13 protein-coding genes and 1 pseudogene are annotated in these 24,092 nt (G+C 74.1%); all 14 read left to right on the top strand.

The window, feature by feature from the left end:
• Positions 1–24: 24 nt before the first annotated feature.
• The 14 genes and pseudogenes from IH61_RS0127750 to IH61_RS41485 all read left to right on the top strand — a co-directional run bounded on the left by IH61_RS0127750 (position 25) and on the right by IH61_RS41485 (position 23,893).
• The gene (locus IH61_RS0127750; RefSeq protein ID WP_031074645.1) at positions 25–1,110 is read left to right on the top strand and encodes a saccharopine dehydrogenase NADP-binding domain-containing protein; all 1,086 of its coding nucleotides are present in this window, start codon (positions 25–27) and stop codon (positions 1,108–1,110) included.
• Positions 1,107–3,317 (top strand): bifunctional Gfo/Idh/MocA family oxidoreductase/class I SAM-dependent methyltransferase, encoded by a 2,211-nt coding sequence (locus IH61_RS0127745; RefSeq protein WP_031074642.1) that lies wholly within the window; start codon positions 1,107–1,109, stop codon positions 3,315–3,317. The genes IH61_RS0127750 and IH61_RS0127745 overlap by 4 nt, the downstream gene beginning before the upstream one ends.
• Positions 3,314–4,018, top strand: a complete 705-nt coding sequence (locus tag IH61_RS0127740; RefSeq protein ID WP_031074640.1) for a VOC family protein — start codon at positions 3,314–3,316, stop codon at positions 4,016–4,018. Before IH61_RS0127745 ends, IH61_RS0127740 begins: the two co-directional genes overlap by 4 nt.
• Positions 4,009–5,364: an FAD-binding oxidoreductase gene (locus tag IH61_RS0127735; protein ID WP_037973432.1), complete on the top strand. Its 1,356-nt coding sequence runs from the start codon at positions 4,009–4,011 to the stop codon at positions 5,362–5,364. The genes IH61_RS0127740 and IH61_RS0127735 overlap by 10 nt, the downstream gene beginning before the upstream one ends.
• The gene (locus IH61_RS0127730) at positions 5,361–10,796 is read left to right on the top strand and encodes a non-ribosomal peptide synthetase (RefSeq protein WP_031074637.1); all 5,436 of its coding nucleotides are present in this window, start codon (positions 5,361–5,363) and stop codon (positions 10,794–10,796) included. Before IH61_RS0127735 ends, IH61_RS0127730 begins: the two co-directional genes overlap by 4 nt.
• A gap of 11 nt (positions 10,797–10,807) precedes the next feature.
• On the top strand, positions 10,808–12,103 hold the full coding sequence (locus IH61_RS0127725) for a salicylate synthase (RefSeq protein WP_051838129.1): 1,296 nt from the start codon (positions 10,808–10,810) through the stop codon (positions 12,101–12,103).
• Between the two features lie 28 nt (positions 12,104–12,131).
• A complete protein-coding gene (locus tag IH61_RS0127720; RefSeq protein ID WP_031074631.1) occupies positions 12,132–13,646 on the top strand; it encodes a (2,3-dihydroxybenzoyl)adenylate synthase in 1,515 nt (504 codons plus the stop codon).
• A pseudogene (locus IH61_RS48905) lies at positions 13,639–14,352 on the top strand (ABC transporter transmembrane domain-containing protein); the annotation flags it as partial. The gene IH61_RS0127720 and the pseudogene IH61_RS48905, both read left to right, overlap by 8 nt.
• 424 nt (positions 14,353–14,776) lie before the next feature.
• Entirely contained in the window at positions 14,777–15,337 is a 561-nt protein-coding gene (locus tag IH61_RS48900) for an ATP-binding cassette domain-containing protein (protein WP_051838125.1), read from the top strand.
• Positions 15,334–17,157 carry an ABC transporter ATP-binding protein gene (locus IH61_RS48895; RefSeq protein WP_078911434.1) on the top strand — a complete coding sequence of 608 codons (1,824 nt, stop codon included), beginning with the start codon at positions 15,334–15,336 and terminating at the stop codon, positions 17,155–17,157. The genes IH61_RS48900 and IH61_RS48895 overlap by 4 nt, the downstream gene beginning before the upstream one ends.
• A 130-nt stretch (positions 17,158–17,287) precedes the next feature.
• A complete protein-coding gene (locus tag IH61_RS0127705; RefSeq protein ID WP_234327363.1) occupies positions 17,288–18,292 on the top strand; it encodes a permease in 1,005 nt (334 codons plus the stop codon).
• Positions 18,289–19,134: a TIGR03943 family putative permease subunit gene (locus IH61_RS0127700; protein ID WP_031074626.1), complete on the top strand. Its 846-nt coding sequence runs from the start codon at positions 18,289–18,291 to the stop codon at positions 19,132–19,134. Before IH61_RS0127705 ends, IH61_RS0127700 begins: the two co-directional genes overlap by 4 nt.
• Positions 19,135–19,616: 482 nt before the next feature.
• A complete protein-coding gene (locus IH61_RS0127695; RefSeq protein WP_078911446.1) occupies positions 19,617–21,536 on the top strand; it encodes a putative Ig domain-containing protein in 1,920 nt (639 codons plus the stop codon).
• Positions 21,537–22,237: 701 nt separating this feature from the next.
• Positions 22,238–23,893 carry an RICIN domain-containing protein gene (locus IH61_RS41485; RefSeq protein ID WP_158845355.1) on the top strand — a complete coding sequence of 552 codons (1,656 nt, stop codon included), beginning with the start codon at positions 22,238–22,240 and terminating at the stop codon, positions 23,891–23,893.
• Positions 23,894–24,092: the final 199 nt, after the last annotated feature.

Here is a 24,092-nt window from a genome sequence, read left to right as displayed (position 1 = left end):
CAACGACCCGAGAGAGGAAGCTCTGTGATCGGCATCATCGGCGGCTACGGCGCCGTCGGGACCCAGGCCGCCCGGCTGCTGGCGGCCTGGGGAGCCGGGCCGCTGCGGATCGGCGCGCGGGACGGGGAACGCGCCGCCCTGCTGGCCGCCGACCTCGGCCCGGGGGCGGAGGCCGCCCGGGTGGACGTCGGGGACGATGCGTCGCTGGCGGCCTTCGTCGACGGGTGCGCGCTGGTCGTGCACTGCGCGGGACCGTCGCACCGCACCGCCGTCCGGGTGGCCCGGGCGGCCCTCGCGGCCGGGGCCCACCACGTGGACGCCGGGGCGGCCGAGGGCCTGGACACGCTCGCCGCGACCGGCCGCGCCGCCGTGTTCGCGGCCGGTGCGCTGCCCGGCCTGTCCGGGCTGCTGCCGCGCTGGCTGGCCCGGCAGGACTTCGCCGAGGTCCACCGACTCACCGCCCACGCGGCCGTGCTGGACGCGTTCACGGCGACCGGTGCCGAGGACTACCTGCACGGTGTCCTCGGCGACGACAGCGAGCCGTCGGCCGCCTGGGCCGACGGCGCCCGCCGCCCGGGCGCACTGGCCCGGGCCGCCGGGCAGCGCCTGCCGTACCTGCCGCGCCCGGTCACCGTGCTGCCGTACCTGGACGGCGAGGGCGAACGGGTGGCCCGCGACCTCGGGCTCGACCACGGCCGCTGGTTCACCGCGCTCGACGGCGAACACCTCACCGCCGCCCTCGACGCGGCCCGCACGCTCGACCGGGCGGACGCGGTCACGGCGCTGTGCCGGGCGACGGCGCTGGACCTCGCCGGGCGCAGCCCGTACGCCGTGCTGCTGGCCCAGCTCGACGGGGTGGCCTGGGGCCGCACGGTCAGCCGCACGGCGGTGCTGCGCGCACCGGGGATCTCCGAACTGACGGGCGCCGCAACGGCGGTGGCCGCCCTGGCGGTCCTGCGCGGCGAGGTGCCGCCCGGGGTGCACCGCGCGGACGCGGTGCTCGACCCGCTCATGGCCGTCGCGCGGCTGCGGCGGGTACCGGGGGTCGTACTGACGGTGGCCGACGGGACGGCGGCCGAGCTGGCCGTGGAAGAGGAGGGGGCACTGTGACCGGCCGTCGACTGCGGGTGGTGGTGTGCGGGACGACGTTCGGCCAGTTCTACCTGGCCGCACTCGCCGCGCTGCCGGAGGAGTTCGAGATCGCCGGGGTGCTGGCGCGCGGCGGTGAGCGCTCGGTGGAGTGCGCGCGCCGGTACGGGGTGCCGCTGTACACCGATCCGGACGGGCTGCCGGGCGACATCGACCTCGCCTGCGTGGTGGTGCGCTCGGGCGCGATGGGCGGCGTCGGCACGGTGCTGGCGCTGAAGCTGCTCGGCCGGGGCGTCCACGTCCTCCAGGAGCAGCCGGTGCACCACGACGACCTGGCCGCCTGCCTGCGCGAGGCCCACCGCCGGGGCGTGCGGTACCGGCTGGGCGACCTGTACGTCCGGCTGCCCGCCGTACGGCGGTTCACCACGGCGGCCCGGCGGCTGCTGGAGCGGCGGCCCGCGCTGTACCTGGACGCCGCCTGCTCGGTGCAGGTCGCGTTCCCGCTGGTGCACCTCCTCGGGGACGCGCTGGGCACGCTCCGCCCCTGGAAGCTGGAAGCGCTGCCCTCGCAGGGGCCGTTCGGGCTGCTCACCGGCACGGTCGGCGGCGTGCCCGCCACCCTGCGGGTGCAGAACGAGGTGGACCCGGCGGACCCCGACAACCACGTGCACCTCCTGCACCGGGTGACCCTGGGCACGGCGGCGGGCAGTCTCACCCTGACCGACCCGCACGGGCCGGTGCTGTGGAGCCCGCGCCTGCACATCCCCGGCGCGGTGAAGGAACGCTTCGACTTCGACGGGCCCGGCACCGGCCACCTGGCCGAGCCCACCACGACCGTCCTCGGCCCGGCCGAGCCGCCGCGCTACCGGGACGCGCTGGGCGCCGACTGGCCCGCCGCGATCGGGGCGGACCTGCTCGCGCTGCGGGCGGCGGTGCTCGGCGAGCCCGGCGCGGAGCGGCCGGAGCAGTACCACCTGGCGCTGACCCGGATGTGGCAGGACGTCACGGCCCGGCTCGGCTACCCCGCGCTCCGGCCCGGGCAGCGCCACGAGCCGCTGCCGGTGGGCGACCTGTGGCCGGTGGAGGACGCCGGAGCGCCGACGCTGGACGGCGTGGTCCGGGCCGCCGCCGACGCCGCCGATCCGCAAGCCCGGCACGTCGTGCCCGGCCAGGCCGAGGAGTTCGTCCGCCACCTCGACGAGGCGGTGCTCGCCGCGATGCTGCAGTCCTTCCAGGACCGGGGTCTGCTGCTGCCCGGCGGGCCCGGACACACCGCCGAGGACCTGCTCGACGGCGTCGCACCTGCCCACCACGTCCTCGTCGGGCGATGGCTGACCGTCCTGGCCGAGCGCGGGTGGCTCACCCGGGACGGCGGGCGCTTCACCGGGACCCGTACGGCCGAGGCGGCCGCCACCGCCCGCGCCTGGGACCGGGCCGCCGGGCTCTGGAAGGACGGGCTGGGCGGCGCCGGGTTCGTCGACTACCTGCGGCTGAACGCCGAACGGCTGCCCGCGCTGCTCACCGGCGCGCAGCAGGCGACGCTGCTGCTCTTCCCCGAGGGGCGGACCGAGCTCGCGGACGCCGTGTACCGCGACACCGTGACCGCCCGCTACCTCAACACCGCCGTGGCCACGGCCGTCCGGCGGATCGCCCTCGGCCACGGCAAGCCCCTGCGGGTGCTGGAGGTCGGCGCCGGGACGGGGGCGACCACCGAGGCGGTGGTGGCGGCGCTCTCCGGCGAGCCGGACGCCCGGGTGGACTACCTGTTCACCGACGTGTCCCGGTTCTTCCTGGAGCCGGCCCGTCGGCGGTTCGCCCGGCTGCCGTGGGTGCGCTACGGCACGTACGACATCGACCGGCCGCCGGGTGGACAGGATCTGGGCTCCTTCGACGTGGTGATCGCGGCCGGGGTGCTGAACAATGCCCGGAACACCGGCACGACCGTCCGCTCGCTGAACGAACTCCTCGTCCCCGGCGGCTGGTTGCTGATCACCGAACCGACCAGGGAGCACCTGGAGATCCTCGCCTCGCAGGCGTTCATGATGACCGCCGCGCAGGACGCCCGACTGGCCTCGGGCACCACCTTCCTCTCCCGCGAACAGTGGCTCGACGTCCTGGCGGGCGCCGGGATCCCGGAAGTCCGCACGCTCCCCGCCGAGGACCACCCGCTGGGCCCTCTCGGGCAGCGCCTGTTCGCGGCCAGAACCGCCCGGAGCCGCACACCATGACGCTCGATCTGAGGTGCAGTCACATTCTCTGCAAGGTAAGCGACATCCACTCCGCCGTCGCGGACTTCACCGCCGTCGGGTTCACCGTGACCTGGGGAAGCGCGCCGGACAAGGCCCACAACGCCCTCATCTGGTTCGAGTCCGGGCCGTTCATCGAGCTCTTCGAACTGCCGAGGCGCTTCGGTCTCCTGAGCCTGCCCTTCGGTCTCGTCAACGGCACCCCGGCCGGTCGGCGGCTGGCCCGCTGGGCAGCCGGAGGCGAGGGCTGGCGGGACGTCGCACTGGAGACCGACGGCGCCGAACTGACGGGCGCGCACCAGGCGTTGCGCGAGACCGGGATCCCCGGCTCGCGGGTGATGAAGGGTCGCCGCCGCACGCCGGACGGCTCCCGGGTGCGGTACCAGTTCCTCACCCCGGCCCCGGCCCGGCTCCCGTTCCTCGTCTCCCAGTACGACCCGCCGCAGCGGCCGCCCGCGGTCAGCCACCCCAACGGCGCCCTCGGCGTGGCCCGGGTGCGCTTCGGCGTCGCCCGGCAGGACCGCGAGGCGTTCGACGCGCTGGCCGGAACCGATACCCGGCTGGCCGCCGAACCGGCCGACCGCACCGGCGTCCTGGCGGTCCGGCTCACCGGCCTGCAGCACGAGATCCACCCCGCCGACGTCCACGGCGCGGTCTTCGAGCGGAGCCCCCGATGCACCTGACCACCCCCACCGACCCCGACTACGAGCAGGCCCGCCGGGTGCGCAACGCCCGCGCCGACCGGCGCCCGGCGGCCATCGCCCGCTGCGCCGACGCGGCCGACGTCCTGGTGGCACTGGAGCACGCCCGCCACCACGGCCTGCCGGTCGCGGTGCGCGGCGGCGGCGCCAACGTCGCCGGCTGGGGCACCTGCGACGGCGGGCTGGTCGTCGACCTCGGCGGCATGAAACGGATCGAGGTCGATCCCCGCACCCGCCTGGCCGCCGCCGAACCCGGCGTCACCTGGGGCGAGTTCGACGCCGCCACCCAGCGCCACGGCCTCGCCCTGCCCGGACCGCGCAACCCCGACGTCGGCATCGCCGGCCACACCCTCAACGGCGGCATCGGCGACCTCTCCCGCCGGTACGGGCTGACCAGCGACAACGCCGTCTTCTTCGACCTGGTCACCGCCGACGGCCGGCAACTGCGGGCGAGCGCGACCGAGCACCCGGAACTCTTCTGGGGCCTGCGCGGAGGCGGAGGCAACTTCGGCGTCGTCGTCCGGTTCGGCTTCCGGCTTCACCCGGTGGCCGGGGTGGTGGCCGGGCCGCTGGTCCACCCGGCCGCGCACGCCCCGGCCGCGCTGCGCACCGCCCGGGACTGGCTGGCCACCGCCCCCGACGACGCCTCACTGATCATGCTGCTCTGGACGGCCCCGCCGCTGCCGTTCGTCCCCGAGCACCTGCACTTCGAACGCTCGCTGGTGCTGATCCCGACCTGGTTCGGCGATCCCGCCCGAACCGACGAGGTGCTCGGCCCGCTGCGCCACGGCGACCCCGCACCGGTCGCGGACGGCATCCGCCCGATGACGTACACCGCCTACCAGCGCCTCCTGCCGTCCCCGCCCGATGTCACCCGTCAACAGGTCTACAACCGGGGCGAGTTGCTGACAGAGCTCTCCGATCACACCATCGACGACCTGCTCGCCCGCTGGGCCACCGCCGGGCCCAACTTCTCGGTGGTGCTCGGCGCCCTGGGCGGCGCCATCGGCCGCGCCCCCGCCGGACCGACCGCCTTCACCCACCGGGACGCCGCCTGGTTCGCCGAGATCTGCGCCCAGTGGTACGGCGACCCGGACAGCCCCGCCCACCTGCGCCCGGCCCGGGACGGCTGGCGAGCCCTGCAGCCGGTCACCCGGGGCCCGTACGTCAACCTGCTGCCCGACCCCGAGCCGGAGTGGGTGCGCGCCGCCTACGGGCCCGAGGCCCACGAGCGGCTGGTCCGGCTCAAGACCGCCCTTGACCCGGACAACGTGTTCCGGTTCAACGCCAACATCGCCCCGCGACCCGAAGAGGCCAAGCACGCATGAACGTCAACGAGCTGATCGCCGAACTCCAGCACGCTGGAGTGCAGTTGTGGGAGGATGCGGGCCAACTCCGGTACCGGGCACCCAAGGGCGCGCTCACCCCGGAGCTGCTGGCCCGACTCAGGGCCGGCAAGGAGGCCGTCCTCGCGCACCTGGCCGAGCAGCACGCCGCGCCCGCGATCGTCCCCGATCCGGATTCCCGTACCGAGCCGTTCCCGCTCACCGACGTGCAGGCCGCCTACCTGCTCGGCCGGGGCGACGCCTTCGGCCACGGGAAGGTCGCCTGCCACGTCTACCTGGAGGTCAACTACCCCGACCTCGAACCGCATCGCACCGAACGGGCCTGGAACCGGCTGGTCGAGCGGCACGGCATGCTGCGCGCCGTGGTCGAGGCCGAGGGCTACCAGCGGGTGTTGCCCGAGGTCCCGCACCTGACGGTGCCCGCCGCCGATCTGCGCGGCGCCGACCGCGACCTGGTCGAGGCGGAACTCGCGGCGGTGCGCGAGGACTTCGGCCACCGGGTGTACCGGACCGACCGGTGGCCGCTGTTCGACCTGCGGGTCACCCGCACCGACGAGCGGGCCGTCCTCCACGTGTCCATGGACTTCCTGATCACCGACTGGGCCGGCATCTGGCTGCTGCTCGCCGAGTTCGAGACCCTGCACGCCCGGCCGGGCGCCGAACTGCCCGCGCTGGAGCTGGAGTTCCGCGACTACCTGCTCGCCGAACGGGCCCTGCGCGAGTCGCCCCGCCACCAGCGCGACCGCGACTACTGGTGGGGGCGGATCGACGGGCTGCCGCCCGCCCCCGACCTGCCGGTGCTCGATCGCGACACCCCCGGCCGGTTCCGCCGCCGCTTCCTCCGACTGGACGCCGCCGCCTGGGACGCGCTGCGCGAGCGCTCCCGGCAGCGCGGGCTCACCCCCTCCTCGGCGGTGCTCGCCGCGTACGCCGCCGTGCTCGAACGGTGGAGCCGCACACCGGAGTTCACCCTCAACCTCACCGTGCTCAACCGGCTGCCGCTGCACCCGCAGGTGAACCGGGTCGTCGGCGACTTCACCTCCGTCAGCCTGCTCGCCGTCGACTGGACGCAGGGCGCGTCCTTCACCGAACGGGCCCGGGCACTCGGCGGCCGGCTCTTCGAGGACCTCGACCACCGGCTCTGCTCCGGCGTCGAGGTGCTGCGCGAACTCGCCCGCCGCCGCGGGCGCGAGGCCGCGCTGATGCCGGTGGTCTTCACCAGCGCCATCGGCCTCGGCGACGACGCCGCCGAGCGGCGCGCCGAGGGCCGGCTCGACGGCTTCGGCATCACCCAGACCCCGCAGGTGTTCATCGACTGCCAGGCCATGGACGACGCCGAGGGCCTCCAGGTCAACTGGGACATCCGCGAGGGCATCTTCCCCGAGGGCCTGGCGGACGACATGTTCGACGCCTTCGAGTCGCTGCTGCGCGAGCTCGCGGCCGGCGACCGACCCTGGGGCTCCGGGGACGTCGTCCCGCTTCCCACCCGGCAGGCCGAGGAGCGGCGGGCGGTCAACGACACCGCCGCGCCGCTGCCGGACGCCCCGCTGCACCACGCGGTGTTCGCCCAGGCCGCCCGCACCCCCGAGCGGCCCGCCGTGATCGGCCCGCGCGGCACCGTGAGCTACGGCGAGCTCGCCGGGCGCGCCGCCGCCGTCGCCGAGGCGCTGCGGGCGGCCGGCTGCACCCCGGGCGAGCGGGTGGCGATCGTCATGGACAAGGGCGTCGAGCAGGTCGCGGCCGTGCTCGGCACGCTCCTCGCGGGCGCGGTCTACCTGCCCGTGGACACCGTCCAGCCGGCGCTGCGCCGGGAGGCGATCCTGGCGGACGCGGGCGTACGGCACGTGCTCACCCAGTCCTGGACCGAGGCCGCGCCGGGCGCCATCGCGGTGGACGGCCTCACGGCCCTCGCGCCACCGCTGCCGGACGGCGGCGACCCGGACGCCCCGGCCTACGTGATCTACACCTCCGGCTCCACCGGCCGGCCCAAGGGCGTCGTGGTCAGCCACCGCGCCGCTGCCAACACCGTCACGGACATCAACCGGCGCTTCGCCGTCACCGCCCAGGACCGCGTCCTCGGCCTGGCCAACCTCGGCTTCGACCTGTCGGTCTACGACGTCTTCGGCCCGCTCTCGGCGGGCGGGGCGCTCGTCCTGCCGGAGCACGAGCGCCGCACCGACCCGTCGCACTGGGCCGCCCTGATCGCCGAACACGGCGTCACCGTCTGGGACTCGGTGCCCGCGATGATGCAGATGCTCGCCTCCTACCTGGACGCCGAGCCCGGCCTCGAGCTGCCCTCGCTGCGCCTCGCCCTGCTCTCCGGGGACTGGGTGCCGCTCACCCTCCCCGGCGAGATCACCGCCCGCCTGCCCGGCCTGGAGGTGGTCGCCCTCGGCGGCGCCACCGAGGCCGCCATCTGGTCCATCGCCCACCCCTACCGCGGCCTCGAACCCGGCCTGCGCAGCATCCCGTACGGCCGCCCGCTGGCCAACCAGGGCTTCCGGGTCCTGGACGCGGCCCTGCGGGACCGCCCGGTCTGGACGCCCGGCGAGCTGTACATCACCGGCGAGGGCCTCGCCCAGGGGTACCTCGGCGACCCGGACACCACCGCGCGCCACTTCCTCACCCACCCGGCGGGCGGCCAACGCCTCTACCGCACCGGCGACTTCGGACGCTACCTGCCCGGTGGGGAGATCGAGTTCCTGGGCCGCGAGGACACCCAGGTCAAGCTGCGCGGGCACCGGATCGAGCTCGGCGAGATCGAGGCCGCACTGCTCGCCCACCCGGCGGTCGCCGCGGCCGGGGTGGTCGTGGACGGCGAGGGCCTGCTCGGCGTCGTCGAAGCCGCCCGCACCGGGGCACCGCCGCCCGAGCGCATCGGGGAACCGCAGTCCGAGCGCACGGGCCTCCCGGCGGCGGTCTCGGCCGAGGCCGACGCGGCCGTCCCCGGGCTCGACCGGGCCGCCGTCACGAACGCCGTCGAACGGCTCGACCACGCGGTCCTGACCTCGATGGCGCTCGCCCTGGCCCGGGCCGGCGAGGACGTCGCCGAGAAGCACCGCTGGCTGGCGCGCCGCTGGGAGTCGGTCCTCGCCGACGCCGACCTCGGCCCGGTCGACGCGGCCACCGCCGCCGCCCGCTGGGAGCTCGCCGAGCGGGCATGGACGACCGACCTGGGCTCCCCGGAGTTCCCCGCCTACCTGCGCCGCAACGCCGAGCACCTCGTCGAGCTGCTGGCCGGCCGACATGACCCGCTCGAACTCCTCTACCCCGAGGGCGGGTTCGCCACCACCCGGGCGCTGTACCGGGAGAACGCGATGGCCCGCTACCTCAACCGGGCGGTGGCCACGCTGCTCCAGCGGATCGCCGAAGAAACCGCCGGGGCCGGACGGCCGCTGCGCGTCCTGGAGGCCGGCGCCGGCACCGGCGGCACCACCGAATCGGTCCTGGAGGCGCTGACCGACAGCGAGGTGGACTACCTGTTCACCGACGTGGCACCGTTCTTCCTGCCCGAGGCCCGCGCCCGGTTCGGCGAACGACCCGGAATACGGTTCGGCGTCCTCGACGTCGACCGGGACCACCGCGCGCAGGGCCTGGCCCCGAACTCCTTCGACGTGGTCCTGGCCGCCGGCGTGTTGGAGAACGCCCGGGACATCCCGGCCGCGCTCGCGCGGCTCGCCGAACTCGTGGCCCCCGGAGGCTGGCTGGTCCTCACCGAACCCACCAGGGAGCACCCCTGGATCCTCGCCTCGCAGGCGTTCCTGATGACCCCTCCGGCCGACGGCCTGCGCGAGGGCGGCCCCTCCTACGTCGACCGGGACCAGTGGCTGCGGCTCATCGAGGCCACGGGCGCCGAACGGGTGCTCACTCTGCCCGAGGACGGCCACGCCCTCGCCCCGCAGGCCGTCCACCTCTTCGCCGCCCGGCTGAAGACCGACCGCGCCCCGGTGACCGAGGCCGAGCTGCGCGAGCACCTCACCGAACGGCTCCCTGCCCATATGGTGCCCTCGCACCTCCAGGTGGTCGACGCCCTCCCGCTCACCGGCAACGCCAAGGTCGACCGCAAGGCCCTGCGCACCTGGCGCCCGGCCGCCGGCACCGCCGAGCCGAGCGCCACCGGCGACGCGCCCGCCGACGAACTGGAGTCCAGGCTGGCCGAGTTGTGGGCGGACACGCTCGCCATCGCCTCGATAGGCCGCAGCGAGAGCTTCTACGAACGCGGCGCAGACTCGCTGATCATGGCGCGGATGGCCGGCCGGCTCCGCGAGGAGCTGCCGCAGGCCGCCGACGTCCCCTTCGACACCCTGCTTCGCCGGTTGCTCAACCAGCCGACCGTCGAGGCGCTCGCCCGCTTCCTGCGCGGGCGCGACGGATCCGTCCACGAGAGCGGCGCCGGGCCCGAACCCGTGGGCCGCCGCAGCGAGTCGGGCAACGCCCTGCTGGTGCCGTTCGGCGACGGCGGCAGGGGAGGAAGCGGCGAGGGCCCGCTGCGCGTCCTGTTCCACGCGGGCCTGGGCACCATGGACTGCTACCGCCCGCTCGCCGAGCAGCTCGTCGCCCAGGACCTCGGCCCGGTGCTCGGCATCGTCATCGACGACACCGGGACGTACCTCGCGACCGACCCCGCCGAGGTGATCGAACGGGCCGCCGACGACTACGCCGAGCGGCTGATCGCCGAGGGCCGCACCCGCGTCCAGCTGGTCGGCTACTGCCTCGGCGGCCTGTACGCCACCGAGGTCGCCCGCCGGCTGGGCGAGCGCGGCGTCGTGGTCGAGGACCTGGTCCTGGCCAGCAGTCACCCGGTGGTCTTCGACGTCGACGACGACCTGATGATCGAGCTGCTGTTCCTGCCCAACCTGCACATCGAGCTCCCGCAGGCCGGCTTCGGCCCGATCGACCCGCAAGCCGTCCTCGACGCCTTCATGCAGGTCATCGAACGCCACGACGGCAAGGTGCCGGAGGGCTCCCTGCTGGAGGTGGGCGGCACTCCCGAACTCGACGCCGCCGCCGCGTACTTCCGCCTGCTCAGTGCCCACACCCGCGCCGACCGCTTCGCCCGCTACGTCCGTGCCGCCTCAGCCGGAAGCGGCCAGGAGCTTCACGCCGAGATGGCCGAGGGCATGTTCCGGGTCTTCGCCCACAGCTTCCGCTCGGCCCGCTTCACCCCTCCCCCGTACGCCGGCGACGTCCGCTTCCTGCGCCCGCGCGGCTCCTCCGGCTTCGCCCCCGGCATGGACGAGACCACGCTCGGCTTCTGGCGGGACGTCGTCCTCGGCGAGCTGGCCGTCACCGATATCGAGGGCAACCACTTCAGCTGCATCGAGGAGCAGAACGCCCGCGCCGTCGCCGAACTGATCGCCGCCCCGCTGCGGACCGTCGCGCCGCGCACCACCCCTGTGAGCACCACCCCGTGAGGAGCACCTCCGTGATCCAGCACTACCAGGAATCCACTGTCCGGGGCCCGTTCGACCCGCTCGCGGTCGTCGCCCAGCTGACCGGTTCGGGGCTGCTCGGCGAGTACGTGGTGTACGAGCGCGGCGGGCGCTGGCACGTCGCGGGCGACGCACTGGCCGAGGTCCGGGTCGACGCCCGGCACGTGCGCACCGGCGACGGCGAGGCCCGGGAGTGGTCCGGCACCCCGTGGCGCCGGGTCGCCGAAGCCCTGGACCGCACGCCGGTCGCCGGCTGGCGCGCCTATGGCTGGGCCTGCTTCGAACTGGCCGCCCCGGACCGGCCGGCCGACGGCCAGGTGCTCGCCCATCTCGTCGTGCCCCGCCTGGAGTTCGAGATCGCCGCGGACCAGGTACTGGTCCGGGCGGTGGACCCGGGAGAGCTGGACTCCGCGCTCAAGCTGCTCGCCGAACCCGCCGCCCGGCCCGAGCCCCGGCCCGTGCCGGTCGACGTGCGCGCCGACCCCACGACCTACCACTGCGGGGTCTCCCACGCGGTGGCCGAGATCGGGCGCGGCCGATTGGAGAAGGCCATCGTGTCCCGCCCGGTGCCCGTCCCGTTCCGGGTCGACGTGTGCGCCACCTACCTGGCCGGCCGCCGCCACAACACCCCGGCCCGGTCCTTCCTGCTGGACCTCGGCGGCTGGCAGGCCGCCGGGTTCAGCCCCGAGACCGTGGTCGAGACGGACGCCTCGGGCCGCGCCTCCACCCAGCCGCTGGCCGGCACCCGGGCGCTGACCGGCGACCCCGGCACCGACGAGGCGCTGCGCGCCGAGCTGCTGACCGACCCGAAGGAGGTCTACGAGCACGCCGCCTCGGTCCGCCTCGCGGTCGAGGAGCTGACCTCCGTCGGCCGGCCCGGGACCACCCACGTCACCGAGTTCATGGCGGTCAGACGGCGCGGCAGCGTCCAGCACCTGGCCTCCCGGGTCGCCACCACGCTGGCCGAGGGCAGCACCGGCTGGGACGCGCTCGGCGCGGTGTTCCCGCCCGTCACCGCCTCCGGCATCCCCAAGGCCGCCGCCTACCGCCTCATCGCCGAACTCGAGGACCAGCCGCGCGGCCTGTACGCCGGAACGGTGCTGATGGCCGACGCCGACGGCTCGCTCGACGCCGCGCTCGTGCTGCGCGCCGTCTACCAGCGCGACGGACGGGCCTGGCTGCGCGCCGGCGCGGGCGTCGTCGCCGGCTCGCGGCCGTCCCGGGAGTACGAGGAGACCTGCGAGAAGCTCGCCGCCGTCGCCCCGTACGTCGTGCCCGCCGCCCACTGACCCACCGATCCCCATCTGGAAGGGCCCCATGCTCGACGGATTCACCGCCTGGCCACCGGAGTTCGCGGACCGCTACCGCGCACTCGGCTACTGGCGGGGCCGCACCCTCGGCTCCCTGCTGCGCGAGCGGGCGCTCGCCACGCCCGAACACACCGCCGTGGTCGACGGCCGCCACCGCTGGACCTACCTCGAGGTCGACGACCGCGCCGACCGGCTGGCCACCGGACTGCACCGGCGCGGGATGCTCGCCCTGCCCGCGCACCGCGAGACCGAACTCGTCCACCTGGCCCGGCTGTCGGGCGCGCGGACCTACATCGCCCCTGACGTCCACCTCGGCCACGACCACCGGGCGCTCGCCCGCACCCTGCTGGCCGAGGCACCGCAGCTGCGCGAGGTGCTCGTGGCCGGTGAGCCGCAGGAGTTCACGGCGCTGGCCGGGGTGGACGCCGACCCGCTGCCGCTGGCCGGGCCCGACCCCTCGGACGTGGCGCTGCTGCTGCTGTCCGGCGGCACCACCGGCGCGCCCAAGCTCATCCCGCGCACCCACGACGACTACCTCTACAACGCCACCGCCAGTGCACAGTTGTGCGGCTTCGACGCCTCCACCCGCTACCTGGCCGCGCTGCCCGTCGCCCACAACTTCCCGCTGGCCTGCCCGGGCCTGCTGGGCACACTCGGCGTGGGCGGCACGGTCGTCCTCACCCCGACCCCGAGCCCCGACGACGCCTTCCCGCTGATCGAGCGGGAGCGGGTCACCGCCACCGCGCTGGTGCCACCGCTCGCCCTGCTCTGGCTGGAGGCCGCCGGGTGGACGCGCGCGGACCTCAGCAGCCTGGAACTGCTCCAGGTCGGCGGCGCCCGGCTCAAGCCCGAGACCGCCAAACGGGTCGGCCCCGAGCTCGGCTGCGCCCTCCAGCAGGTCTTCGGGATGGCCGAGGGCCTGCTCAACTACACCCGCCCGGACGACCCCGAGGACCTGCTGCTGGAGACCCAGGGCCGCCCGCTCGCCGAGCACGACGAGCTGAGGATCGTCGGCCCGGACGACCGCGAGGTCGCGCCGGGCGGGACCGGCGAGCTGCTGGTGCGCGGCCCGTACACGATCCGCGGCTACTACCGCGCGCCCGAGGCCGACCGGGGCGCCTTCACCCCGGACGGCTTCTACCGCAGCGGCGACCTGGTGCGCCGGCTGCCCAGCGGCCACCTGGTCGTCGAGGGCCGGGTCAAGGACGTGATCAACCGGGGCGGCGACAAGGTCCCGGTGGAGGAGGTGGAGAACCTGCTGCTCGCCCACCCGGCCGTGCACGACGCCGCGCTGGTCGGGGTGCCGGACGATGTGCTCGGTGAGCGCAACTGCGCCTGCGTGATCGCCCAGGGCGCCGCACCCACCCGGGCCGAGCTCAACGCCCACCTCACCGGCCGCGGCCTCGCCGCGTTCAAGCTGCCGGACCGCGTGGTGGTGCTGGACGCCTTTCCCCGGACCGCCCTCGGAAAGGTCAATCGGCGCGAACTCGCCGCCCTGGTACGGGAGTCGGAGCATGGCTGAGCGCACGGAAGGCGGCCTGCGCACGCTGTCCGCCCTGGTGGCCGCCGAGCCGGGCATCCGTGCCCGGCTGCGCTCGGCCGCCCTGCTCGGCGTGCTCGCCGGGGTCGGCGCGGTCATGGGCTTCGTCTGCGCCGCCTACGCCACGGGCGGGCTGTTCGACGCGGACCCGTCCTTCCCGGTCGGCTGGACGGTCGGCGCGCTCGCGGCGCTGCTGCTCTCCTTCGCCTCCCGTTGGCTGGCCGACCACCTGGCGCACGAGGCCAGCTACGCGTTCGAGGTCGCGCTGCGCCGCCGCCTGGCCGACGCGCTGGCCCGGATGCCGCTCGGCGAGGTGCAGCGACTGGGCTCCGGGCGGATCAAGAAGATCGTCCAGGACGACGTCAAGGCCCTGCACAACGCGGTGGCCGACGCCCTGCCGTTCGTCGGCTCCGGCATCGCCCAGCCGCTCGCCGCGCTGCTCGCCCTCGGCCTCGTCCAGTGGCGGCTGCTGCTCGCGGTGCTGGTGGTGGTCCCGGTGGCGGTCGTCTGCATGACGCTGCTGACCCGGGACCACTCCGAGCAGCGGGCCCGGTACAACGCCGCCAACGAGCGGGTCAACGCGGCCGTCGTGGAGTTCGTCCAGGGCATGCCGGTGGTGCGGACCTTCGACGACGGCCGGTCCTCGGTCGGCCGGTTCGCCACCTCGGTACGGGAGTTCACCGCCGCGGTGGCCGCGTGGATCGCCACCTCGCGGGCCTCCGGCGTCGTCAACCAGCTGTTCGTGGTACCACTGCCGACGCTGCTGGTGGTGGTCGCCGCCTCGGTGCCGATGTGCGCGGCCGGCTGGATCTCCACCACCGAGCTGCTGCTCGCCCTGATGGTCGGGGCGATGCCCGTCGAGGCGGTGGCGCCGCTGATGCACCTGGCCAACCACCTCAACGACGCCAAGGCGGGCGCGGTGCGCGTCGCCGAACTGCTGGCCGTCGAACCACTGCCGGAGCCCGCCGACCCCCGCGTGCCGGACGGCTCCGCGATCACCTTGGAGGGCGTCACCTTCCGCTACCCGGGGGCCGAACGGATCGAGCCCGTCCTGGACGGCATCGACCTGCACGTCCCGGCCGGGACGGTGTGCGCGCGACATCGCCGGGGACGTGCTGCTGCGGCACGTCGCCCTCGTCTTCCAGGAACCCTTCCTGGTCGCGGGAACGGTCGAGGAGAACATCCGGCTCGCCCGGCCCGAGGCCACCGACGCCGAGGTCCACGCCGCCGCCCGGGCCGCCGCCGCCCACGACTTCATCACAGGCGAACTGCCGGACGGCTACCGCACCCAGGTCGGCGAACGCGGCTGCCTGCTCTCCGGCGGACAGCGCCAGCGGATCACCATCGCCCGCGCGATCCTCTCCGACGCGCCGGTCGTCATCCTGGACGAGGCCACCGCCTTCGCCGACCCGGAGAGCGAGGCCGCCATCCAGGAGGCGGTGGCCCGGCTCACCCGCGGCCGGACCGTCCTGGTCATCGCCCACCGGCTCGCCACCATCGCCGACGCCGACCGGATCGCCGTCCTGGACCGCGGACGGATCGTCGAACGCGGCCGGCACGCCGAACTGCTCGCCGCCGGGGGCCGCTACGCCGGTCTCTGGGCCCGGCACGACCGGGCGGCCGGCTGGGGCCTGTCCGCCCGCGCCACCACCACCGAGGAGGCCGTCCGTTGAGGCGAATCCTGCGCCTGATGCTCACCGCGGCCGGCCCGTACGCGCCGCAGTTCCGCCGCACCCTGCGGATCTCGGTCGCGGCGAGCCTGGTCCAGGCGGCGGCGTACGCGAGCTTCGTGCCGCTGCTCGCCGAGCTCACCCACGAACCGGTGCACACCGGCCGCGCCTGGCTCTGGACCGGCGTGCTCGCGGCCCTGGTCGCGCTCGAAGGGGCGCTGCGGGTCCGGGAGTCGGGCTTCACCTACGGCTACTGGCACCTGGTCACCGAGGCCACCAGGATGAGGCTCGGCGAGCGACTGCGGGCCGTCCCGCAGCAGGAGCTGGCCCGCCGGGCGGCCGGCGACCTCACCTCGGTGGTCGGCGCCAACGCGACGGCCGCGGCCACCGCCGTGTCCACGCTGTCCACGCTCTTCGTCCAGCTGGTGACCGTCCCGGTGGTCCTCGGCCTGGTGGTCGCCCTGCTGGACTGGCGGCTCGGCCTGGTGCTCGCGGCGGCCGTGGGCGCCGCCCTGCCGCTGGTGCGCCGCGTCCAGCGCTCGTCCAACGCCGGTTTCCACGCGGTGGACGAGGCCGACGCACGGGCGGCGAGCCGGATCGTCGAGTACGTCCAGGGCCAGCCGGTGTTCCGCGCCACCGGGCGCTCCGGCGCCGACTCGCCCCGCCTGAAGGAGGTGCTGACCCACCAGCACCACGCCCAGTCGGCCGCGAACCGCTCGGCCGCCGTCCCGCTTGCCGCCGCCCAACTCCTCGTCCGGCTGGCCCTGGTGGCGCTGGTCGCGGTCGGCGCGGCGCTGGTCCTGGACGCCCGGCTCTCGCCCGGGCTGCTGGTCGCCGTCGTGGTCACCGCGGCCCGCTTCGCCGAGCCACTGAGCATGGCCGCCGTGATGACCAAACTCTTCGAGATGTCCGAGGCCGCACTGGCGCGGGTGGACGAGGTCCTGCGCCTGCCCTCCCTGCCGGTCGAACCGGGTGGCACCGAGCCCAAGGGCTTCGAGCTCCGCTTCGAGCAGGTCACCTTCGGCTACGACGGGCAGGACCGGCCCACCCTGCGGGAGTTCGACCTCACCGTGCCCGAGCGCAGTCTGACCGCGCTGGTCGGGCCGTCCGGCTCGGGCAAGACCACCGTCACCCGGCTCATGACCCGCTACGCCGACCCGCAGCAGGGCGCCGTCCGGCTCGGCGGAGCGGATCTGCGCACCCTCGACCCCGACGAACTGCTGCGCCACATCGCCGTCGTCTTCCAGGACGTCCACCTCTTCGACGACACCATCCGGGCCAACATCGCGATGGCCCGGCCGGACGCCACCGACGAGGAGGTCGAGGCGGCGGCCCGCGCGGCCAACGTCCACGAGTTCGTCGACCGGCTGCCACTGCGGTACGGGACCAGGGTCGGTGAGATCGGGTCGGCCCTCTCGGGCGGTGAGCGCCAGCGCATCTCGATCGCCCGGGCGATCCTCAAGGACGCACCCGTGGTCCTGCTCGACGAGCCCACCGCGGCGCTGGACAGCGAGTCGGAGCTGGTGGTCCAGCAGGCGGTGGAGCGCCTGGTGGCCGGGCGGACCGTGGTGGTCATCGCGCACCGGCTGTCCACGGTGGTCGGCGCGGACCAGATCGTGGTCGTCGACGGGGGCCGGATCACCCAGCGTGGCACGCACGCCGAACTGCTCGCCGCGCCCGGTGGCCGCTACGCCCGGATGTGGGCGGCCCAGCAGGCCGCCCGCCGCTGGCAGTTGCCGACGTCGTCCGTTCGTGCACGGGCAGTCAGCGGGCAAGTCGGCGGGCAGGCCGGAACCGAGCCTTCGGCCGCAGAGTACCGGTGAACCGTGCCGCCACGGAAGAACTAGATGAATATGATTATCACCGCTACTCTGTCCCCGCTCCCCCATGACGGTGAGCAGACAATCTCGCCGACGGATCGGCGGCGAGCGGGCTGAAGGGCGGTCACCTGTGGTGGAGACGAGTCTCGGCAGCGCCCGGCACCTCCAGGTGGCACCGGCGGAGACTCCGCCACGCCGGAGACCGGCACTGCTGATCGGAGGAGCGGCGGTCGTCACGGCCGCCGCTCTCGCATGGGTGTGGGACGCGGGCGGTGTGCAGACCTGGCGCACCGTCATGGTCGCCATCGTGGTGCAGGGCGTGCCGTTCCTCGTACTCGGCACGGTGGTGTCGGCCGCGATCGGGGCGTTCGTGCCGGAGCGGGTGTTCACCCGTGTGCTGCCGAGGAATCCGGCGCTCGCCGTACCGGTGGCCGGGGTGGCCGGCGCCGTCCTGCCGGGCTGCGAGTGCGCGTCCGTCCCGGTGGCGGGCAGTCTGATGCGGCGCGGGGTGGCTCCGGCGGCCGCCCTGGCGTTCCTGCTCTCCGCACCCGCGATCAATCCGGTGGTGCTGGTCGCCACCGCGATCGCCTTCCCGGGCAAGCCGGAGATGGTTCTGGCCCGGCTGGCGGCCTCGCTCGTCACGGCGGTCGTGATGGGCTGGCTGTGGGTGGCGTTCGGCCGGCCGGAGTGGCTGCGGCTGCCGAAGGCGCCGGCCGACCACGGCGGGGGCGCGCGCAACCCCCTCGAGGAGTTCCGGCGCGGCCTGCAGCACGACTTCCTGCAGGCGGGCGGCTTCCTGGTGGTCGGCGCGGCGGCGGCCGCCACCTTCAACGTGCTCGTGCCGCCCTCGGTGCTGCGGACCTTCTCCGACTCGCCCTGGCTGGGCGTGCCGGTGCTGGCCTGCCTCGCCGTCATCCTGGCGGTCTGCTCCGAGGCGGACGCCTTCGTGGCCGCCTCGCTCACCGGCTTCTCCCCCGTCGCCCGGCTGACCTTCATGGTGGTCGGCCCGATGGTCGACCTCAAGCTGATCGCCCTCCAGTCGGGCGCCTTCGGGCGGGCGTTCGCGCTCCGCTTCTCCGGTGCGACCTTCGTGGTCGCCGTCCTCGCCAGCGCCGTGATCGGAGGGGTGCTGCTTTGAAGGCCACCGTCCGGGGGCTCGCCCCCTCCCTGCTCGTCGCGCTGGTCGGCGTGGCCCTGCTGCGGATCACCGTCGGCAGCGACGTGTTCCTCCAGTACGTCAAGGAGGGCCTGCGGATCCCGCTGATCGCCTCGGGGATCGTCCTGCTCGGGCTGGGAGCCGCGGGCGTGGTGCGCCGCGCGACCGCCCGCCGGCAGGAGCCCGTGATGCGGTTCGGGCGGGACGCCGAGGGCAACGCGGTCTGGCTCCGCCCCGCCGAGGAGGACGGCGAGGGCCACAGCCACGACCACGGGCACGACCACGGCCCGCGCGTGGCCTGGCTGCTGGCCGTACCCGCCGTGCTGCTGCTCTGCCTCACCCCGCCCCCGCTGGGCTCGTTCACCGCGTCCCGGGACGGCTCGGACGCCGTCGTCGAACCGGTCTCCTACGGCGGCCTGTCCGACCGGCCGACCGGCCCGGGCGGCGCCGCCGGAGCCTCCGTCACGGTGGCGACGCCGATGTCCCTGAGCGAGTTCATCGGCCGCAGCCGCGACCCCCAGAAGAGCCTGGCGGACCGCAAGGTCCGGCTCACCGGGTTCGTCTCGCCCGGGGCGCAGCCCGGCGAGTGGTACCTCAACCGGCTGGTCGTCAGCTGCTGCGCGGCCGACGCCCGCCGGCTGCGCGTCCTGGTGCATACCACCGGCCCGGCGCCGGCCACGGACAGCTGGGTGGACCTCACCGGAACCTGGCGGCCCAGCCCGGGCGCCTCGGCCACCGCCGCGCCGCGGATCGAGGTCTCCGAGCAACACACCGTCCCCCAGCCCCGGGCCCCGTACCGGGACGAGCCGCCCTCGGACCAGTAGGGCGTGTCTTTCGGACCACGCCCAGGCGGGCCCCGCCGGGGGCAGCGCTCCTGCGCGGCCCCCGGGCCCGGCTCTGCTCCTCGGAAATTCACTGCCAAGGGGTGGTAAAGCCGTCGACCACCGCCTTGTCGTCCTAGACGACCCGTCAGTAGCCTCATGGCCTCACCAGTCGGCAAGTGTCCGGCTGTGATGTGGCTCCATCTGCGCGAATCCGCCTGTCATGAGCCTGACCCCACGCTCACGTGGGTCGTCCACCTGCCGTACAGCGCAAGCACCACGTCGGCCCGCGGCCACCGCCGGGGGCCGGTCAGCACATGCCACGATCCGTCAGCACGGGCCCGAGCCCGTACCGGTGAGCACCCCATGCCGGAACCGGCCGCGCCCCTCGTCCCCCCACGGAGGGTCGAACCTTGCGCTTCCACTCCCCCACCGCTGTGCGCTCCCGGGCGCGCAGACTCCTCGCGGCCCTGCCCGCCCTGGCCATGGCCGCCACCGGTCTGCTCGCGACCACCGCACCGAGCGCGGACGCCCAGACCGACGCGCCCACCACCGGCGCCGCCACCAAGCGGGTCTGTGCCGCCCCCAGCCACCCCGGCGAGATGGCCTGCCTGGCCCTCGTCCGCACCGACCTCGCCCAGCACCTGACGCTCGCCCCGGCCATCAACCCGTCCGGGTACGGGCCCAGCGACCTCGCCTCCGCCTACAACCTGCCCACGTCGGCGGGTTCCGGCGCCACCGTGGCCATCGTCGACGCCAACGACGACCCCAACGCGGAGTCCGACCTCGCCTCGTACCGCTCCCAGTACGGCCTGCCCGCCTGCACCACCGCCAACGGCTGCTTCAAGAAGGTCGACCAGCGCGGCGGCACCAGCTACCCGGCCGCCGACACCGGCTGGGCCGGCGAGATCTCCCTCGACGTCGACATGGTCAGCGCCGTCTGCCCCAACTGCCACATCCTGCTGGTCGAGGCCGACAGCGCGACCATGGACAACCTCGGCACGGCCGTCAACACCGCCGTGAGCATGGGCGCCAAGTACGTCTCCAACAGCTACGGCGGCTCCGAGGACTCCACCGACACGGCCTCCGACGCCAGTTACTTCAACCACCCCGGCGTCGCCATCACCGTCTCCTCCGGCGACTCCGGCTACGGCGTCGAGTACCCCGCCGCCTCCCAGTACGTCACCGCCGTCGGCGGCACCAGCCTCAACCGCGCCTCCACCGCGCGTGGTTGGAGCGAGAAGGTCTGGGGCAGCAGTGCCGGCGGCAACGGCGCCGGCTCCGGCTGCTCCGCCTACGACCCCAAGCCGAGCTGGCAGAAGGACACCGGCTGCGGCAAGCGCACCGTCGCCGACGTCTCCGCCGTCGCCGACCCGGCCACCGGCGTCGCCGTCTACCAGACCTACGGCGGTTCCGGCTGGAACGTCTACGGCGGCACCAGTGCCTCCGCCCCGATCATCGCCGCCGTCTACGCCCTCGCCGGCTCCCCGGCCGGCGGGACCACCCCGGCCTCGTACCCGTACGCCCACACCGGCTCGCTCTACGACGTGACCAGCGGCGCCAACGGCAGCTGCTCCCCGTCCTACCTCTGCACCGCCGCCACCGGCTACGACGGCCCGACCGGCCTCGGCACCCCCAACGGCACCGCCGCCTTCACCTCCGGCAGCACCGGCGGCAACACCGTCTCCGTCACCAACCCCGGCAGCCAGAGCACCGCCCAGGGCTCCGCCGTCAGCCTCCAGATCCACGCCACCGACTCCGCCTCCGGCCAGACCCTCACCTACAGCGCGAGCGGCCTGCCCGCCGGCCTGTCCATCAACACCTCCACCGGCCTGATCACCGGCACCGCGACCACCGCCGGCAACTCCACCGCGACGGTCACCGCCACCGACACCACCGGCGCCAGCGGCTCCACCACCTTCGGCTGGACCGTCACCGGCGCCGGCGGCACCTGCACCCCCGCCCAGCTGCTCGGCAACGCGGGCTTCGAGACCGGCAGCGCCGCCCCGTGGACGGCCAGCTCCGGCGTCATCGACAACTCCAGCAGCGAGGCCGCCCACGGCGGCAGCTGGAAGGCGTGGCTCGACGGCTACGGCACCAGCCACACCGACGCCCTCTCCCAGACGGTGACCATCCCGTCCGGCTGCAAGGCGACACTCAGCTTCTACCTGCACATCGACACCGCCGAAACCGGTAGCACCGCCTACGACAAGCTGACCGTCTCGGTGAACGGCACCACGCTGAAGACCTACTCCAACGTGGACGCCGCCGCCGGGTACCAGCTGCGCACCTTCGACGTCTCGTCCTACGCGGGCCAGAGCGTCACCGTGAAGTTCAACGGCGTCGAGGACGGCTCGCTGCAGACCAGCTTCGTGGTCGACGACACCTCGCTCGCCACCTCCTGACACCCCTGCGTATGCAAGGAGCCGCGGCGCCCACGCGCCGCGGCTCCCCGGGGCCTCCTGCGGCCGGTCGACCGCGAGCTCGGCCAGGTCATCGACGGCGATCCGGCATGGTGCGTCGCCGAGCTCCACAGCGACGGCTCCGGCGCCTGGGGGATGAGTCTGGGTACTTGGCCGCTGGAGACCGGCGAGACCAATCCGTGGGGCCAGGGTGTGCCGCCTCGCCGAAGCACCCCAGATCACGCGCGAGGGGACGATCAACGCGTCTACGTGGGCCACGGACGAGCGCGCCCGCATCCTGACCTGGGCCCGGCAGGCCGACGTCGCCCACTGATCCCTCGGACCGCCGAGGGTGGAGGCATGCCCACGGGCCACGACGGTCCGCTTCAGCACTCGTTATGTTCTCGTCACATGTAGCCGAGAGCATAGTGGCCCAGCTGGAGCACGGCCTATGCATCACTCCGGCCTGATGCCGATGAGAGACGAGCCACGTTGGAGCGGTTCGGGAAACGATCTACAGCGACGCGGGAAGCGATCTTCGCTAGATCACAGTCTTTCCTGGTCAGGGTCACTTGTGAACAGCCCGACCACCGTCGTGGTGACCGCACCGACTACTGTCGCTCTCTGAGTCGGCCAGTCGGTGGGACCCGATTCGCCATCGCCCCAACAGCCCGTATCTTCTCCACTACTGAGAGGTGACACCCGTGCCCCGAACGTTCAAGGACGCCACCTCCTGCACGGCGACGCCCGCGATAGGCGCGGACGTGACTGCGAATACAGCTGTCGCCTCGGCCGCCACCACCGCAGGCGTGGTCCCCGACGGCGTCTATCTGATCACCAATGTGCACAGCGGCTTGGCCCTGGACGTCATCAGTACCTCCACCGCGCCCGGGGCTGGCGTGCGGCAAGGGACCGTGCGCAAGGGAGCCAACCAGCAGTGGGCCCTCACCTCGCTCGGCTCCGGCGTCTACCGTGTGGTCAGCGTGAACAGCGGCATGTGTCTCGACACCGACGGCACCACCACCGCCGGCGTACAGCTCCGGCAGAACCCATGCACCGGGCAGACCCACCAGCAGTGGCGCATCACCGCCGACCCCGCCGGTGGCTACCAGCTGGTTAACGTCGCCTCCAACCAGGCCGCCGACGTCAGCGGCTCCTCCACCACCGCCGGCGCACCAGTAATCCAGTGGCCGGCGACGACCAATGACAACCAGCGCTGGCAACTGACCGCTCTGCCCCGCATCGGTGCCTGGGCCAACGCAGTGGTCGCCGGGGGACGCTCGTTCAGCAACCAGACCGTGCGCATGACGGTGCACGCCGACGCGGGCGGCACCGCACCGCAGATCAACCTCTCCAACCGCTACGGCACCACCCCCCTCACCATCGGCAAGGTCGACATCGCCGTACGGGACTCCGGCCCGACCGCCGTCAGTGGAACCCACCACGCCGTCACATTCGCCGGCGCCACCGGCACCACCATCCCCGCCGGCGCGGAGCTGCGCTCCGACCCGCTCACCATGCAGATCGCCCCCGGGCAGAACCTGCTGGTCAGCATCTACCTCTCCGGCACGACCGGTGCCTCGACCCAGCACGCCGCCGCCCACGAGACCACCTACATCTCCACGTCGGGCGACCACAGCGCCGAGGACGCGGGCACGAACTACACCACCACCGCGACCTCCTGGTTCTTCCTCTCCGGCCTGGATCTGGTGTCCACCACCGCGACCGGCACCGTCGTCGCCTTCGGCGACTCCATCACCGACGGCAGCAACATCGCCGACGGCAGCAACCAGCGCTGGCCCAACCTCCTCGGTGCCCGGCTCCGCAGCCAGCCCACCGGCCAGCTGCGCGGCGTCGTCGACCTCGGCATCGGCGGCAACCGGGTCCTTACCGACTCGCCGACCGCGTACCAAGGCGTCAGCGCCCTCAAGCGCTTCGACGCCGCACTCAGCCAGCCCGCGGTGAGCGCCGTGATCCTGCTCGAAGGGATCAACGACATCTGCAACAACGCCGGCCCGAACGGCACCGCCCTGACCGCGCAGGACCTGATCGACGGTTACCAGACGCTCATCGAGGCCGCCCACGCCAAGGGCGTCAAGATCTTCGGCGCCACCATCATGCCGTTCAAGGGCCATGCCCGCTACACGGCAGTGCTCGAATCCATCCGCCAGCAGGCCAACGACTGGATCCGCACCCCGGGCCACTTCGACGGCCACTTCGACACCGCAACCGCGCTCGCCAGCCCCACCGACCCCACCGCCCTGAACAGCACCTACGACTCCGGCGACCACCTGCACCCCAACGCCGCCGGCATGCAGGCCATCGCCAACACCATCGACCTGAACGCGATCACCGCCTGACCAGCTCCCCCGACGATCCGCAGCGACGGCAACGGCCGCGAGTCGAGCTGCAGGTTCTGCGTTCGGCGATCTTGGTGGACGGGGCGTCCTGGCGCGTGTTCATCTTGCACCGGACGACCCATGGGAGCGGGCGGCTCCGGCCGTCGTCGGCCTATAGGCCGTGTCTTTCGGATCACGTCGGATCAGCGGGCGTTGTTGG

Origin of the sequence: Streptomyces sp. NRRL WC-3742 (assembly GCF_000720635.1) — a bacterium.
Classification (GTDB): domain Bacteria; phylum Actinomycetota; class Actinomycetes; order Streptomycetales; family Streptomycetaceae; genus Kitasatospora.
This window is presented reverse-complemented; position numbering and strand designations above follow the sequence as displayed.

What these genes read in the sequence shown, in the direction of transcription:
- IH61_RS0127740 (WP_031074640.1), top strand. Translation starts at nt 3,314, where the DNA reads ATGACGCTCGATCTGAGGTGCAGTCACATTCTCTGCAAGGTAAGCGAC.
- IH61_RS0127735 (WP_037973432.1), top strand. Translation starts at nt 4,009, where the DNA reads ATGCACCTGACCACCCCCACCGACCCCGACTACGAGCAGGCCCGCCGG.
- IH61_RS0127730 (WP_031074637.1), top strand. Translation starts at nt 5,361, where the DNA reads ATGAACGTCAACGAGCTGATCGCCGAACTCCAGCACGCTGGAGTGCAG.
- IH61_RS0127720 (WP_031074631.1), top strand. Translation starts at nt 12,132, where the DNA reads ATGCTCGACGGATTCACCGCCTGGCCACCGGAGTTCGCGGACCGCTAC.
- IH61_RS0127695 (WP_078911446.1), top strand. Translation starts at nt 19,617, where the DNA reads ATGGCCGCCACCGGTCTGCTCGCGACCACCGCACCGAGCGCGGACGCC.